The following is a 13,696-nucleotide window of genomic DNA, read 5'->3' as shown; positions in this document are numbered from 1 at the left end:
CTCCGGCCACGCTGGCACCTGCCCGGCCCCGGCGCCCGCCATGCGTACTCCGAACGGGCGCGCGTCTGTCTCTCCCGGACGCGGGCAAGGAGTTCTTCTACGGACCACATGCGCGCACCCGTACTGGAAGCACTCGCCGCGTACCACGCGCAGGGACAGACCCCGTTCACCCCTCCGGGCCACAAGCAGGCCCGGGGCACCGATCCCCGGGTCCTGGCGCACCCGCCCTCCGCCCGTTCCTTCGCCGAGGTCTGCCGCCGGCTGGACCACGTGTGCGACCACCGGCGCATCAGCGCCCAGCTCACCCACGCCGACGACGAACACACCACGCAAACCCCGTTCGACGCCTCCACGACCTCGTGGGGAACGCCGCGGCGCTGCGGCCGGCCCGGACGGTGGAAGTGCCGGATCCGCCGGAGCTCAGGCTGGAACAGGCGATGCTTCCCCGGGACGCCTTCTTCGACCGCTCCGAGCAGGTGCCGTGCGACGCGGCGGTCGCCGGCCCGGGGTGCCGCCGCGGAGTGGTCCGCCGTACCGACACTCCTGCCCGGCGCGCCTCCCGGTTTGAAACCGGGGCTCGGGGTCACCCGTGGTGCATGCGATGCGTCGTTCTCCCCGGCGTGTATCCACCGCAGGAGGACACGCTTCTCCTGGCCGCTGCCCTGCGCCGCGAAAGGCTTCCCCCAGCCGCCCGGGTGCTGGACGTCGGCACCGGCAGCGGCGCCCTGGCCGTCGCCGCGGCCCGGCACGGAGCCGCCGAGGTGACGGCGGTCGACGTGTGCGGCCGGGCGGTGCTCACCGCGCGGCTCAACGGGCTCCTGGCCGGATGCCGCATCCGGACGGTGCGCGGAGACCTGCTGTGCCCGGTCGCCGGCGAGCGGTTCGACCTCGTCGTCGCCAATCCGCCCTACGTCCCCACTCCCCCCGCCCCGCGCCCGTCGCGGGGGATCGCGCGGGCCTCCGACGGCGGTGAGGACGGCCGGACGGTGCTGGACCGGCTGTGCGCGGAGGTGCCGTCGGCACTGCGGCCGTCGGGCGTCCTGCTCCTGGTCCATTCGGCGCTGTGCGGCGTGCGGCCCACCCTCGCGCTGCTGGCCGCCGCGGGGCTGCGGGCAGAGGTGGCCGACCGTGTTCTGGTCCCCCTGGGACCCGAGACGCGCTCCCGCGCGGGCTGGCTCCTGCGCCGGGGGCTCCTGGCGCCCGGTCAGGAGAAGGAGGAGCTGGTGGTGATCCGTGCCGAGCGCGTCTGAGCCCGGGGCCCGTGCCCCGCGGATCCGCCAGGAGCCCGGCGGGCCCATGCTGATCGACGGGCCTGTCGAGGTCGTCATGGAGGACGGCACGGTCGTGCGCTCGGACCGGCCGGTGGTCGCCCTGTGCATGTGCCGGCGCAGCCGGATCTTCCCGTGGTGCGACACCAGTCACCGCCGCCCGGCGTCCGAGCGCGACGGGCCGTGATCAGGGCACCGTGCGGTCGCCGCGCCTTCCCACCGAGCCGCTGTGATCAGCCCAGTGGCGCGCGCAGCGAGCTCCTTCCCGTCGTCCAGGCCCCGAGCAGGTGGTCGGTGAGGCGGCCCTCCAGCCACAGGGTGGCGGCGATGCCGAAGGCGACGTCCTGCGCCAGCGCGGGTTCCCCGGCCAGGAGGTCGCCGATGAACTCGTGGCGCACGAGCTGCTCGTGCACGGCGTCCGCCTCGACGTGCTCGGTGTAGAAGCCGATGGCCGCCGCTCCGGCGCCCAGCCGCCGCAGCGTCTCGGCGAGCCGGCGGGAGCCGGGCGGCGAGGTGCACTCCAGGACGGCGAAGTGACCGGCCAGCGCGCCCCGGCGGGCCCGGTGCAGGCCCAGGAGCGACATCAGGTTGACCGTGGCGAGAGTGACGGCGGGGACGGCGTGCGCGTAGTGCCCGTAGGCGTCCTCCAGGTCCAGATCGCGCATCAGGCCGGCGAACAGCTCCGCGTGCACCCTCTCGGCACGGCCGGCGCCGAACTCCTCGTACTCGACGGTGACGAACGCGGCCTTGGCCCGGCCCGTCAGCCGGGGGATCATCCACGCGTGGGGGTCGGCCTCCTTGAGCTGGTAGAGCGAACGGTGGACGGCGTACTCGCGCATGTGCCACCACTCGCCCTGGTGCTGCAGGAAACGCGGGACGTCCGGGCCGTCCGTCCGGTTCCGGACCAGCCCTTCCAGGGCCTGCCCGGCGTCCCCGGCGCCCTGGGCGTCCGCGCGCAGGGCGTCCAGGAAGCGCCGCTCCAGCACCTGGCGCAGGCCCAGCAGCCCGGGGTCCCACTCCCAGCCGTCGTCGACGCCTTCCCAGCCCCGGTAGTGCAGCTCGTAGCAGAGGTGGAGGGCGAGCTGGAGGTCGTCTCCGTAGGCGTCGGCGCGCTCGGCGAGCACCCGGCCGGGCAGCCGCCGGCGGCCCGGCTCCCGGGCGAGGGCCTCGGTCAGCGCCGCGGTGAGCTCGCCGCGGGGAGGCGGACACGCCGCCGCGCCGGCCCGTCCGGGCCCCTCGCCGCCGCGCGCGGGCGCCTCCGGCGCCCCGGGCCGGTACGGGTCGGTCATGGGACGTCCCTTCGCAGGATTCGCAGGAGGTGTCCGGCCCCTATTCCCCGGCGCTCTGCTGCATCCGCACGCGCGCGAAGTGCAGCAGGTCGGAGCAGGCGAGCGCGGTCAGCGTGGCCGATGCGAGCCGCGTCGCGCGGGGCGCGAAGACCAGCCCGGCGGCGATCCCCGTGGAGATCCACATGCCCATGCAGAAAGGGCAGGTCAGGAGCTCGCCGATGGCCTTGCGGGCGCCGCTTCCGCGGACGTCCTCCTCCAGCTCGGCGGGCCCCTCGACGCCCCGGTAGCGGGCGAACGGGGCGCGCAGCGGGCTGGTCACCGGGTCCTTGGCCACCAGCCGGGACAGCCGGTGGGTGGCTCCGGCGCACAACACCACGTCCCACGGAGAGGGGTCCGGCAGCTGACGGCGGGCGAGCCGGGCCGCCGCCGAGAGGGCCGCGATGCCCGCCACGTAGACGCCCATCGCCCCGGCGTACGCCTCCAGCGGGTGGTTCTCGCCGCCGGTGTAGGCATCGCCTTCCTCCTCGAGGTTCCGCCGCAGACGGCCGCGGGCGTCGTCGGGGCTCGGCATGCGTGCGTCCCTTCTCCGGGGATACGGGCGTATCCGGCACCGGGTTACCAGCTCCCGCGGCCGCAAACCCCTGCCGTGTGCCTGCCCTTCTACGTCAACCCGAAGGTCGTCGAGCTTTACGAGCGGGGGTGCGGTCCGCTGTCCGCCGGCCGGCAGGGGGGGCACCGGTGCACGGCCAGACGGCTGCCGGCCGGCGGCCTACCGGTTGGGTGCGGCCGTGCTGATCTCGCCCAGCGCGGAGCCCGGGTCGCCTTCGGCGGCCAGGTCACCGAGCGAGACGATCCCGACGGCCCGGCCGTCCTCGACCACCGGCAGCCGGCGGACGGTGCGCCGGCGCATCAGACGCACCGCGTCCTCGGCCGCATCGTCCGGGCCCACGCTGACGAGTTCCTCGCTGCACGCCTGGTGGACGGTCCGTTCGCCGACGTCGCCGCCCTCGGCCAGGACCCGCACCACCAGGTCCCGGTCCGTGACCAGGCCGCGCAGCCGCCCTCCGTCGGTCACGAGCACCGCTCCGATGTCCTCCTCGCGCATGCGCCGGGCCACTTCGACGACGGACGTCTGCGGCCCCACGGCCACGGGAACGGTCGACATGCTTGGTGGCGAAGCCGCGGACGTCGCGGACGGTGTCGGCCGAGCCGCGCGGCCCCTGAACGGTGGAGAACCGCACGAAGACGGGCGTGCGGCGGCCCGCCTCGGCCAGGAAGCCGGCGCAGGTGTACTCGCTCAGCGAGGCGTACGGCTCGAAGTACCCGTAAGCCCCGGCGCCGCGGGCGTGGACGACCCGTTCCGGGATCCGCTCGTGGTCGAAGTGCGTGATCTTCTCGCGGTTGTGGAAGTCCTCCAGCAGCGTCGGTCCGCGGGTCCCGGCGCGCAGGGCGTTGTCGGTGTCGTCGACGCGCGCGCCCTGGTCGGTGGTGAGGGCATCGTGCTCCGGCGCGGCACGGAAGCGCGGCAGCTGTTCGTCCTTCGGGTCCTGCTCTGCCGGGCTGCCCCGGTGTGACGACTCGCGGTGGGCGGACACGTCGGCATGTCCTCTCGCCAGGGTGGGGAATCAACCCTTCCGTCCCGACCGGGTGCCCGCGGGCGGGGGACCGAAACAGCGAGCGCCGAGGATTCGTGCCCGCGAAGGGACGGTCCCCCCGGCCCCGTGGGCGCGTCGGCGGCCGGGACCATTCATCGAAGCTGGTCGGCGAACACCTCGTACGCCCGCTCGTCGAAGAGGACGAAGCGGACCTCCTCGACCCTCGTCTCCGTCCCCCGCACCGTCTCCACCGCGATGCGGGCCGCGTCCTCCATGGGCCAGCGGTAGACGCCCGTGGAGATCGCCGGGAACGCTACCGTCCGCGCACCCAGCTCGTCCGCGACCCGCAAGGATTCCCGGTAGCAGGAGGCCAGCAGCAACTCGTCGCCGCCGGAAACCTGAAACACCGGGCCCACCGTGTGGATCACCCAGCGGGCCGGGAGGTTGCCCGCGGTCGTGGCGACGGCCTTGCCGGTGGGGAGGCCCTTGCCGTAGTGGGAGGCGCGGAGGTCCCGGCAGGCGGAGAGGATTTCGGGGCCGCCCTTGCGGTGGATGGCGCCGTCGACGCCGCCGCCTCCGAGGAGCGAGGAGTTCGCGGCGTTGACGACGGCGTCGACGTGCTGCTCGGTGATGTCGCCCCGGACGAGAGTGATCATGGTCATGAGGTCATCCTCTCTCGTCCCCGGCGGCCGGGCGGTATCAGATCGGGAGCGGGTAGCGCACGCTGCGGACCGCGGGGTTGGTCAGGGAGCGGCCGGGTCCGAGGCCGCGGGCGCCCTTCGTGCAGTGGCGGTCGGTGTAGTAGTAGACGGTCCGGTTGGTGTTGTTGCTGAGCTTGAGGATCTTCGCGCGGTTCTCGGTGAGGAGGCTGAAGCACTTGCCGTCCTGCGGGTCCTTCTCGCTCCTGCTCACTTCCTCGCGGAAGCAGGCCACTCCGGTGATGCCGGTGCCCGCTTTGCAGCGCGAGTAGTCCACGTTCAGGGTGCCGTTCGCGGCGTGCGCCCCGGGGGCGGAGGCGAGGGTGGAGAGCAGGAGTGCGGACACAACGGTTCCAAGGGCGCGGCGGATACGCACGGGGTTCCTTTCGTTGCGACAGGGCGTTGGGGTGCCTCCAGATATCCACGGGTGCTGATCCATTCAGCGGAATCACTCGTCGGTGGGCGCGGCAGGGCCACATCTCCGCGATCTTGGAACGAGCGAGCGAACGGGCCCCACCTGGCCGCCGTCGTCGTAGGATCCTCAATGCCCGGCATTCATAGACGTGTTCGACGCATTCCGGAGGTAACCGTGCCGCAGTCCTCTCCCGCCCGGCGGCTCTGGACCGCGGTCGAGCCCCTGCACGCCCTCGTCTACTTCGCTCCCGAAACCGCCGCCGCGGCCCGCGCGGTCGGCCTGCCGAGCTGGTGGATGGGGTACTTCGCCGGACGGGCGGCCCCGCTCGGGGCGGTCGGGCCGGCGCCCGTGGCGGCGATGTTCCACGGGTTCTCCCCGGCCATGGTGGCCCGCTCGCTGCCCGACGCCTGGTCTTTCGCCTCGCCCGAAGCCGTGCTGGAGGCCCGTACCGAAGCGGTGCGGGCCGCGCTGGACCGTACGCTTCCGGCGGGGGCCGGCCGTTCCCTCGCCCGCCTCGCCGAGCTCCTGGAACAGGCCGTGACGGGCTGCGACTTCGAGGGGAGGCCGCTGACCGCGGCCTGGGCGCGGGTGGCCCGGCCCACCGACGCCGCCATGCGCGTCTGGCTGGCGGCCACCGTTCTGCGCGAGCACCGCGGCGACGGCCACGTCCTCGCCGCCGTCCACGCGGGCCTCGGTGGTCTGGACACCACGCTCACGCACGTGGCCACCGGTGGCGTGCCGCTGGCCGCCGTCCAGGACAACCGCGGCTGGACGGAGGCCGAGTGGGAGGACAGCCGCCGCCGGCTCGTGGAGCGCGGCGTGCTCGACGGCGAAGGGCGGCTGACCGAGGCGGGTGCGGCGCTGCGCCGGCGGCTGGAGGAGGACACCGACCGGCTCGCCGCGTCACCCCTCGCCGCCCTGGGCGCGGAAGGGGTGGAGGAGGCGATCCGCCTCGCCGTCCCGCTGAGCCGTCACCTCGTTGACACCGGCGCGCTGCCCGTGCCCAACCCCATGGGCGCGCCTCGGCCCTGACCCTCCCCGCGGAGACACCCCCCTACGGGTCCGCCCCCTATGGTCCGACCCGTAGGGTCCAGCCCCTGTGGTCCGGCCCCTACAGGTCCGAGCTCTCCATCGCCCAGCTGGCCAGGATGCGCAGGGACTCGGCGGAGGGCGAGCCCGGCTCGGCGTGGTACGTGATCAGCTTCTGGTCCTGGTCGGCCGGGAGCACGAGCGTCTCGTAGGACAGGGTCAGCGGGCCCACCACGGGATGGTGCAGCTTCTTGACGCCGAAGCCCTTGTCCTCCACGTTGTGGGCGGCCCACAGCGAGCGGAACTCCGGGCTCTTGACGGAGAGCTCGCCGACGAGGGCGGCGAGGTGCGGGTCCTCGGGACAGCGGCCGGCGTCGAGCCGCAGGAAGGCGACGACGTCGGCGGCCTTCTTCTCCCACTCGGTGTACAGGTCGCGGTTGCCCGGCTCCAGGAAGATCTGCCACGCGAGGTTGCGCTGCCCGGCGGGCATCGCGTCGAAGTCGCCGAGGAGGGCGCAGGCCAGCCGGTTCCAGGCGATGATGTCCAGCCGGCGCCCGACGACGTAGGCCGGGGTGTTCTCCATGCTGTCCATGAGGTGCTGCACCGAGGGGCGCACGCGCTGCGGGCGGGCCGGCCGGCACGGCCGCGCCTTCTTCACGCTCGGGCGGACGAGGTGGGTGAGGTGGTCCCGCTCGGCGCTGGTGAGCCGCAGGGCGTCGGCGATCGCGTCCAGCACGGCGGTGGAGACGTTCTGCCCGTGTCCCTGCTCCAGGCGCGTGTAGTAGGCGACGCTCACGCCCGCGAGCTGTGCGAGCTCCTCGCGCCGCAGGCCGGGCACCCGGCGCCGCCCGCCGTAGGGCGTGAGGCCCACTTCGGCGGGCTGCAGCCGGGCCCGCCTGCTGCGGAGGAACTCGCTCAGTTCGGTGCGCTGGTCCATACCCACCAGTATGCGGGGGACTCCGTGGCCGAAGGTGATACTGCTGGTGGTAGGAACCGCAAGCGTACTTTCAGCCGGGTTCTGGCTGGGCTCCCGCCACGGGCGCACGATGGCGGACATGACCCACACCACTGTTCCCGCATACGCAGCCCCTGCAGCCAAGGCTCCTCTGGAGCGGATCACCGTCCAGCGCCGGGAGCCGGGTGAGCACGACGTCCTCATCGAGATCAAGTACGCCGGCATCTGCCACTCCGACATCCACACCGTCCGCGGCGAGTGGGGCGACGGCGGCCACTTCCCGCTCGCCCCGGGCCACGAGATAGCCGGTGTCGTGACCGCCGTCGGCGCCGGCGTCTCCCGCTACCAGGTCGGCGACCGCGTCGGCGTCGGCTGCTTCGTCGACTCCTGCCGCGAGTGCGACAGCTGCAAGGCCGGCCTGCAGCAGTACTGCACCGGCGAGCTCGGCATGGTCGGCACCTACGGGGCCACGGGCCGTGACGGCGAGATCACGCAGGGCGGCTACTCCACGCACGTCGTCGTGGACGAGAACTACGTCCTGCGCATCCCCGACGCCATTCCGCTGGACGCCGCCGCCCCGCTGCTGTGCGCCGGCATCACCCTCTACTCCCCGCTCGCCCGCTGGCAGGCGGGACCGGGCAAGAAGGTCGCGATCGTCGGCCTCGGCGGCCTCGGCCACATGGGCGTGAAGATCGCGCACGCGATGGGCGCGGAGGTCACCGTGCTCAGCCAGTCCCTGCGCAAGCAGGAGGACGGCCTGCGGCTCGGCGCCGACCACTTCCACGCCACCTCCGACCCGGCGACCTTCGAGCGGCTCGCGGGCGGCTTCGACCTGATCGTCAACACCGTCTCGGCCGACATCGACGTCAACGCGTACCTGAACCTGCTGAAGACCGACGGCACGCTCGTGCAGGTCGGCGCCCCGGAGAACCCGCAGCCGGTCGCGTCGTTCGCCCTGATCACCCGGCGGCGGTCCCTGGCGGGCTCGATGATCGGCGGCATCCCGGAGACCCAGGAGATGCTCGACTTCTGCGGCGAGCACGGCATCGGCGCCGACATCGAGCTGATCCGCGCCGAGCAGATCAACGAGGCGTACGAGCGGGTGCTGGCCAGCGACGTCCGCTACCGCTTCGTCATCGACGCCTCGACGATCTGATCCGGACGATCACGGCGATCCGAACGATCACGGCGATCCGGACCGTCACCCGGGGCGGGGCGGCCGGAGGCTCGTCCTCCGGCCGCCCCGCCCCGCGCCCGCAACGACTCCGCGCGCCGGTCGCCCCTCCGTCACCGCGTCGCGCGATGCCCCGGGAGCGGTGGAAGACTGAGACGCGTCGGGGGACGCCGAGCGCCGCGCCCGCGGTGACGGGGCCTCGCGCGTATCCGTTGCCCCCGCGCGCATCCGCCGGAGGAGCACCCACCATGCTCAGCACAGATTTCGTGACCGGATCACCCAACTGGCTCGACCTCGGCAGCCCGGACACCGCGGCGTCCGCCGAGTTCTACGGAGCGGTCTTCGGCTGGGACCTGCAGTCCGCCGGGCCCGACGCCGGCGGCTACGGCTTCTTCCTGCAGGACGGCAAGAGCGTCGCGGCGCTCGGCCCGCTGACGGAGGAGGGCGCGAGCCCCGCGTGGACGGTGTACTTCCAGACGCCCGACGCCGACGCCACGGTCAAGGCGGCCGAGCAGGCCGGCGGCGCCGTGCGGGTGGCGCCGACCGACGTCATGGACGCGGGCCGCCTCGCCTGTCTCACCGACCCGGGCGGGGCCGAGTTCGCCCTCTGGCAGCCCGCCGCCGTCAAGGGACTGGAGAGGTTCTGCGAGCCGGACACCCTGTTGTGGGTCGAGCTGCACACCGCCGACCCGGCGGCGGCCGGGGCCTTCTACCGCACCCTGTTCGGCTGGGGCACGGAGGAGAAGGAGTTCTCCGTCGGCACCTACACCCTGATCTCCACGGCCGGGGCGAGCGGCGACGACGCCGCGTTCGGCGGCATCGCGCCCGCGCCCGGCGGGGGCGAGGCGGCCGGGCCGTCCCGCTGGATCCCGTACTTCCTGGTCACGGACACCGACGCGACCGTCGCCAAGGCGCAGGAGACCGGCGGCTCGGTGGTCGCACCGGCCGCCGACGTGCCCGACGTCGGCCGGATCGCCTGGCTGGCCGACCAGTTCGGCGCCGTCTTCGGCGTCCTCAAGCCGCTGCCGCGCGCGGCCTGAACCGCCGCTCCGGCCCGGACCACCGCCCCGGGGCGGTGGTCCGGGCCGGACCTCGCCCCGTAAGCCCCGGTCGCGCCGCCCCTCCCGGGCCGCCCCTGCCGCTCAGCCGCCGCCCTCGCCCTCGGGAGCGGCAGCGGCCTCCTCCGCCGTTGCGCCCTCGGCCGCCGCCTCCGCCTCCTCCTCTTCGGCTTCCTCCTCCTCGACCGGCTCCGTCTGCGCCGCGACGATCTGCAGGACGGCGTCCTCGCCGTCGACCGCGAGGCTGGTGCCGCGCGGCAGCGGGATGTCCTTGGCGTGGATGGTCTCACCGGCCGCCATGCCCTCGATAGAGATCGTGACGCCCTCCGGGATGTGCGTGGCCTCGGCTTCGACCGGGAGGGCGTTGAGGATGTACTCCAGCAGGTTGCCGCCGGGGGCGAGCTCGCCCTCGATGTGGATCGGGATGTCCACCGTGACCTTCTCGCCCTTCTTGACGATCAGCAGGTCCACGTGGACCAGGAAGCCGCGGATGGCCTCGCGCTGGACGGCCTTGGGGATGACGAGTTCCTTCTTGCCGTCGACGTCCAGGTTGATCAGCACGTTCGGAGTCCGCAGGGCCATCAGCAGGGCGTGCCCCTCCACCGACACGTGCCGCGGGTCGGCGCCGTGGCCGTAGATGACGCAGGGGACCTTGTTCTCCCTGCGGATGCGGCGGGCGGCACCCTTGCCGAAGTCGGTGCGCGTCTCGGCGGTCAGCTTCACTTCGGCCATGCCAGAACTCCTCGCGGTTCGGTCGTCTGGACATGTGTTAACCGCAGCCCGGAAAGGTGCCTCCGCGGCTACTCCGTACGAGAGCGATATCGGCCGGTTTTCCTTCTGATGGCAGATGTCCCGGCACGGGGCCGTCGCGCCGCGATATCCGGAATCCTCCCGACCGCGCACGGCTGATCGGGCAGACTTTGCGAGCACCGTGCAGACCCCGTCACACCGTTGTGAAACCGAGGGGACACCCATGAGCACCATGCGAAGATTCAGCCGGAGAGCCCTGTTACGCACCGGCCTGGGGGCGGGCGGCGGCGCGCTCGCCGCACAGCTCCTCCCCCGGCTCCCCCACCTCCCCGGTGCCCCCGAAGCCGAGCCCGCCTGGGCACCGGCCGCGGCCCGGCAGGGGCTCTTCCCCGAGTGGAGCCGCTACGCCCGGCTGGCCGACGGCACGTTCGACGAGGACGCCGACCCGCAGCGCGACATGAAGCCCGTGATCACGGCGCTCAAGGCGCAGAACGTCAGCGTCATCGAGCTCGACACCGTCCTGTCGAACTGGCTGACGCCCGCGGAGTTCACCGCGCACATGGGCAAGGTCAAGAGCTTCGTGGAGCTGGCGCACGCCGCCGGGATCCGCGTGGTCATGTACTACCCGTCGCTGGAGCTCATCAGCGTCGGCGGCGAGAGCGGCCGGTCGTTCTACAAGAACGGCGAGGGCAAGGCCTGGGTGCAGCGCTCCCTCGACGGCAAGCCCAACGTCTTCTACGGCAGCCTGGTCGTCTGGGTCGACCCGGGCGACGAGAGCTGCTGGCTGAGCCCCAACTCCCCCTGGCGCGACTACTACCTCGGCCGCGTCAAGTCCCTCGCCGCCACGGGCGTGGACGCCATCTGGCCGGACGTGCCGATCTACTTCGACGGGGCGCTGAGCTGGTGCGACGCCTCCACCTGGGCGGCGGACGCCTTCAAGGCCGACACCGGCCTCGCCCTCCCCGCCAAGGCCGATTTCTCCGACCTGACCTTCCGCCGCTACGTGGAGTGGCGGCACCGCAACCTCAACCAGTGGCAGCTCGACATCGCCGCCGCCGGCCGTTCGGTCAACCCGGAGCTGGTCACCTTCGCCGAGACCGTGAGCATGGACTACCAGTACGCCACGCTGGTCGGCCTCGACGGGGCGTATCTGCGCAAGGCCGAGGGCGTGAGCCACGTCTGGGAAGTGGACATCCTCGGCAACTACGACGGGATGCGCCACGCCACGGCGACGGACTGGACATGCCTGATATCGATGTACAAGTACGCGCGCGCCGCGAGCGGGCCGAAGCCCGCGTGGGCGTTCTCGTACGGCTGGAAGGCCGACGACGCGTCGCTGGTGATGGCCGAGCTGCTGGCGGCCGGCTGCAATCCGTACGAGGTCAAGAGCCCGTTCAAGAACGAGACCACCGACAAGGCGATGCGCACCCGCATGTACGCCTTCGTCGCCGCCAACCAGCAGAAGCTCTACGACGCGGTCCCGGCGGCCGAGGTCGGCGTCTACCACTCCTCGGCCTCGCGGGACTACGTCAGCCCCTCGGCCGGCACCGGCATGTACGCCAACGCGAAGGCGCCGTCGGGGGTCAAGGACTGGTGGGCCTCGGGCAGCGTGGAGGAGAGCTGCACGAGTCAGGCGTGGCTGGGCGAGTTCCGCGGCACGGTCAAGGCGCTGGTGTACGCCCACGTTCCCTTCGCCACCGTCCCGAGCCCGCACCTGTCCGCCGCCGACCTCGCCCCGTACCGCGTCCTGATGCTGCCGAACCTGCAGGCCGTGTCCGACGCCGAGGCCGCGGTCCTGCGGGAGTACGTGGCGGGCGGCGGGACGGTCGTCGTCACGGGCCCCCTGCCGACCGGCCTCGACGGGCTGGGCACGCCCCGCAGCGAGTACGCGCTGGCCGACGTGCTCGGGTTCCGCAAGGGCGATCCGCTGCCTACGACCAAGCAGAATCGTTTCGGTCAGGGGACGTGCTGGTACGTCAAGGACCTGGCCGGCCGCAGCTACCTCGCGAAGACGGACCAGGCGAGCGCCGACCTGCTGCTCGCGCCCGTACGGGCGGCGGCGCCGCCGTCGGTGGAGCTCACGGGCGACCGGCGCATCCACATGGAGGTGAGCCGGCTCGGCGCCGACACGGTCGTCCAGCTGGTCAACTTCACGGGCTTCGGTGACACGCCGGCGGCCTTCAGCACGAAGCCGGCCGCCTGCTCGGTCGCGCTGAAGCTGCCCGCGGGCAAGCAGGTGCTGGCCGCCACGGTGAGCTCGCCGGACGGGGCCTCGCCGGCTCCGCAGCCGGTCGCCTGGCAGACGGCGGGCGGTACGGCCACGGTGTCCCTGACGGTGTCCCAGTACTCACTGCTGACCGTCACCACGGACTGACCGTCACCACCGGCCGGCACCCCTCTCACGGCCCGTCCGTTCCGGGGGCGGGGATCCGCCACAGCGACGTGGGCCGGTCCTCGTCCCCCGCGTGGGACTCGAAGGCGATCCACCGCCCGTCCGGTGACCAGCTCGGCGCGCCGTCGTAGTCGCCGTCGCGCGTGGTCACCCGGACGGGCCGGCCGCCGCCGGCCGGGATCACGAAGATCTGCGGCACCTCCAGGCCGCCGGCGGTGGAGGAGAAGACCACCGACCCGCCGTCGGGCGACCAGCTCGGGTCGGTGTGCTCCCCGGGACCGTCGGTGAGCCGTCGCAGGCCGCTGCCGTCGGCGTTCATCACGTACAGCGCCCAGGCCCGCGCGCCGCGCTCGCGCCGCTGGAAGACCAGCCGGTCGCCCTTGGGCGACCAGTTGGGCTGGCGGTTGTCCGTGCCGGTGGCGGGGCCGTCCAGGAGGCGGGTGCGCCCGGTGCCGTCCCGCCGGACCTTCCAGAGGGAGCCGAGCGCACTGCCGCCGTCCCCCGGGTCCGCACCCTTCTCCCGGATCTCCTGGAAGACGATCCACGTCCCGTCGGGCGAGAAGCTGGGCTCCAGGTAGCCGGAGTCGCCGCTGTGCTCGGTGACGCGGGAGGGCCGGCCGCCGCCGGGCGGCATCACCCACACCTCGTCGCGGCCGCCCTCCCGGTCCGAGGCGAAGGTCACCCCGGCCGAGGGGTGCCAGCTGGAGCCGGGCAGGTTGACGGCGGCCTTGTCGGCCTCGTCGAGCAGGGTCTTCGGGCGCCCGGCGGCGTCGCCGCCCTGCAGCGGGAGGACGCGCAGCGCGGCGGCGCCCTCGTTGTAGCCGTCCTCGAAGAGCGTGAAGAGCACGGACTTGCCGTCGGGCGAGAAGGCGGGGTTCTGCGCGCTGGCCCGCCCCTTGCCCCGGTAGAGCAGCTGCGCGCCGTCGGACCGGGTGGCCGCCCGTCCGTCGGAGGGGGCCGGCGGCTGCGGGGACCCGGAGCTGCTGCAGGCCGTCAGGGCGAGGGCGGCCAGGAACGCTGTGACGTACAGGCGACTGCGCACCCGGCCGACCCTAGTGGCTCCGGCGCACGCC

The 13,696-nt window shown here is 73.3% G+C and carries 14 protein-coding genes and 1 pseudogene; 6 read left to right on the top strand and 9 right to left on the bottom strand.

From position 1 onward, the window contains the following. The first annotated feature begins 620 nt into the window (after window positions 1-620). Together B7P34_RS13040 and B7P34_RS13035 are read left to right on the top strand one after the other, a co-directional pair. Complete coding sequence (locus tag B7P34_RS13040) at window positions 621-1,250, top strand: HemK2/MTQ2 family protein methyltransferase (RefSeq protein ID WP_223267801.1); 630 nt, start codon at window positions 621-623, stop codon at window positions 1,248-1,250. Between the two features lie 46 nt (window positions 1,251-1,296). After that, window positions 1,297-1,455: a CDGSH iron-sulfur domain-containing protein gene (locus B7P34_RS13035; RefSeq protein WP_106676049.1), complete on the top strand. Its 159-nt coding sequence runs from the start codon at window positions 1,297-1,299 to the stop codon at window positions 1,453-1,455. Window positions 1,456-1,501: 46 nt separating this feature from the next. On the opposite strand, the gene B7P34_RS13030 is transcribed toward B7P34_RS13035, so the two are convergent. The 6 genes and pseudogenes from B7P34_RS13030 to B7P34_RS13005 form a co-directional block, all read right to left on the bottom strand. Beyond that, the gene (locus B7P34_RS13030; RefSeq protein WP_106676047.1) at window positions 1,502-2,557 is read right to left on the bottom strand and encodes an iron-containing redox enzyme family protein; all 1,056 of its coding nucleotides are present in this window, start codon (window positions 2,555-2,557) and stop codon (window positions 1,502-1,504) included. A 40-nt stretch (window positions 2,558-2,597) separates the two neighbouring features. Continuing rightward, window positions 2,598-3,128: a DUF1360 domain-containing protein gene (locus B7P34_RS13025; RefSeq protein WP_106676046.1), complete on the bottom strand. Its 531-nt coding sequence runs from the start codon at window positions 3,126-3,128 to the stop codon at window positions 2,598-2,600. Window positions 3,129-3,326: 198 nt separating this feature from the next. Further along, window positions 3,327-3,722, bottom strand: coding sequence for a CBS domain-containing protein (locus tag B7P34_RS13020; protein ID WP_106676044.1), 396 nt, complete (start codon window positions 3,720-3,722; stop codon window positions 3,327-3,329). A 1-nt stretch (window position 3,723) separates the two neighbouring features. Next, window positions 3,724-4,152: pseudogene (locus tag B7P34_RS13015) on the bottom strand (catalase); the annotation flags it as partial. Between the two features lie 152 nt (window positions 4,153-4,304). Beyond that, on the bottom strand, window positions 4,305-4,814 hold the full coding sequence (locus B7P34_RS13010; RefSeq protein ID WP_106676042.1) for an O-acetyl-ADP-ribose deacetylase: 510 nt from the start codon (window positions 4,812-4,814) through the stop codon (window positions 4,305-4,307). Window positions 4,815-4,851: 37 nt separating this feature from the next. Next, on the bottom strand, window positions 4,852-5,196 hold the full coding sequence (locus tag B7P34_RS13005) for a hypothetical protein (RefSeq protein WP_106676040.1): 345 nt from the start codon (window positions 5,194-5,196) through the stop codon (window positions 4,852-4,854). Between the two features lie 243 nt (window positions 5,197-5,439). Between B7P34_RS13005 and B7P34_RS13000 the strand changes: the two genes are divergently transcribed. Further along, window positions 5,440-6,297, top strand: coding sequence for an SCO6745 family protein (locus B7P34_RS13000; protein ID WP_223267800.1), 858 nt, complete (start codon window positions 5,440-5,442; stop codon window positions 6,295-6,297). 79 nt (window positions 6,298-6,376) lie between these two features. Here B7P34_RS13000 and B7P34_RS12995 read toward each other — a convergent pair whose 3' ends face one another. Further along, on the bottom strand, window positions 6,377-7,231 hold the full coding sequence (locus B7P34_RS12995; protein WP_106676039.1) for a helix-turn-helix transcriptional regulator: 855 nt from the start codon (window positions 7,229-7,231) through the stop codon (window positions 6,377-6,379). A gap of 118 nt (window positions 7,232-7,349) precedes the next feature. Here B7P34_RS12995 and B7P34_RS12990 point away from each other — a divergent pair, with 118 nt between their 5' ends. Then, complete coding sequence (locus tag B7P34_RS12990; protein ID WP_106676037.1) at window positions 7,350-8,405, top strand: NAD(P)-dependent alcohol dehydrogenase; 1,056 nt, start codon at window positions 7,350-7,352, stop codon at window positions 8,403-8,405. Window positions 8,406-8,671: 266 nt separating this feature from the next. Beyond that, the gene (locus B7P34_RS12985) at window positions 8,672-9,463 is read left to right on the top strand and encodes a VOC family protein (protein WP_106676035.1); all 792 of its coding nucleotides are present in this window, start codon (window positions 8,672-8,674) and stop codon (window positions 9,461-9,463) included. 102 nt (window positions 9,464-9,565) lie between these two features. Here the strand turns inward: B7P34_RS12985 and B7P34_RS12980 are convergent, their stop codons facing one another. Further along, window positions 9,566-10,213: a 50S ribosomal protein L25/general stress protein Ctc gene (locus tag B7P34_RS12980; protein WP_106676034.1), complete on the bottom strand. Its 648-nt coding sequence runs from the start codon at window positions 10,211-10,213 to the stop codon at window positions 9,566-9,568. A gap of 241 nt (window positions 10,214-10,454) precedes the next feature. On the opposite strand from B7P34_RS12980, the gene B7P34_RS12975 reads away from it, so the two are divergent. Beyond that, on the top strand, window positions 10,455-12,605 hold the full coding sequence (locus tag B7P34_RS12975; RefSeq protein WP_189382734.1) for a hypothetical protein: 2,151 nt from the start codon (window positions 10,455-10,457) through the stop codon (window positions 12,603-12,605). A gap of 25 nt (window positions 12,606-12,630) precedes the next feature. Here B7P34_RS12975 and B7P34_RS12970 read toward each other — a convergent pair whose 3' ends face one another. After that, the gene (locus tag B7P34_RS12970) at window positions 12,631-13,665 is read right to left on the bottom strand and encodes a hypothetical protein (RefSeq protein ID WP_223267799.1); all 1,035 of its coding nucleotides are present in this window, start codon (window positions 13,663-13,665) and stop codon (window positions 12,631-12,633) included. Window positions 13,666-13,696: the final 31 nt, after the last annotated feature.

The sequence above is a fragment of the Streptosporangium nondiastaticum genome (assembly GCF_003011965.1).
GTDB classification, from domain to species: domain Bacteria; phylum Actinomycetota; class Actinomycetes; order Streptomycetales; family Streptomycetaceae; genus Streptomyces; species Streptomyces nondiastaticus.
This window is presented reverse-complemented; position numbering and strand designations above follow the sequence as displayed.

What these genes read in the sequence shown, in the direction of transcription:
- B7P34_RS13035 (WP_106676049.1), top strand. Translation starts at nt 1,297, where the DNA reads ATGCTGATCGACGGGCCTGTCGAGGTCGTCATGGAGGACGGCACGGTC.
- B7P34_RS13030 (WP_106676047.1), bottom strand. Translation starts at nt 2,557, where the DNA reads ATGACCGACCCGTACCGGCCCGGGGCGCCGGAGGCGCCCGCGCGCGGC.
- B7P34_RS13025 (WP_106676046.1), bottom strand. Translation starts at nt 3,128, where the DNA reads ATGCCGAGCCCCGACGACGCCCGCGGCCGTCTGCGGCGGAACCTCGAG.
- B7P34_RS13020 (WP_106676044.1), bottom strand. Translation starts at nt 3,722, where the DNA reads ATGTCGACCGTTCCCGTGGCCGTGGGGCCGCAGACGTCCGTCGTCGAA.
- B7P34_RS13010 (WP_106676042.1), bottom strand. Translation starts at nt 4,814, where the DNA reads ATGACCATGATCACTCTCGTCCGGGGCGACATCACCGAGCAGCACGTC.
- B7P34_RS12995 (WP_106676039.1), bottom strand. Translation starts at nt 7,231, where the DNA reads ATGGACCAGCGCACCGAACTGAGCGAGTTCCTCCGCAGCAGGCGGGCC.
- B7P34_RS12990 (WP_106676037.1), top strand. Translation starts at nt 7,350, where the DNA reads ATGACCCACACCACTGTTCCCGCATACGCAGCCCCTGCAGCCAAGGCT.
- B7P34_RS12985 (WP_106676035.1), top strand. Translation starts at nt 8,672, where the DNA reads ATGCTCAGCACAGATTTCGTGACCGGATCACCCAACTGGCTCGACCTC.
- B7P34_RS12980 (WP_106676034.1), bottom strand. Translation starts at nt 10,213, where the DNA reads ATGGCCGAAGTGAAGCTGACCGCCGAGACGCGCACCGACTTCGGCAAG.
- B7P34_RS12975 (WP_189382734.1), top strand. Translation starts at nt 10,455, where the DNA reads ATGAGCACCATGCGAAGATTCAGCCGGAGAGCCCTGTTACGCACCGGC.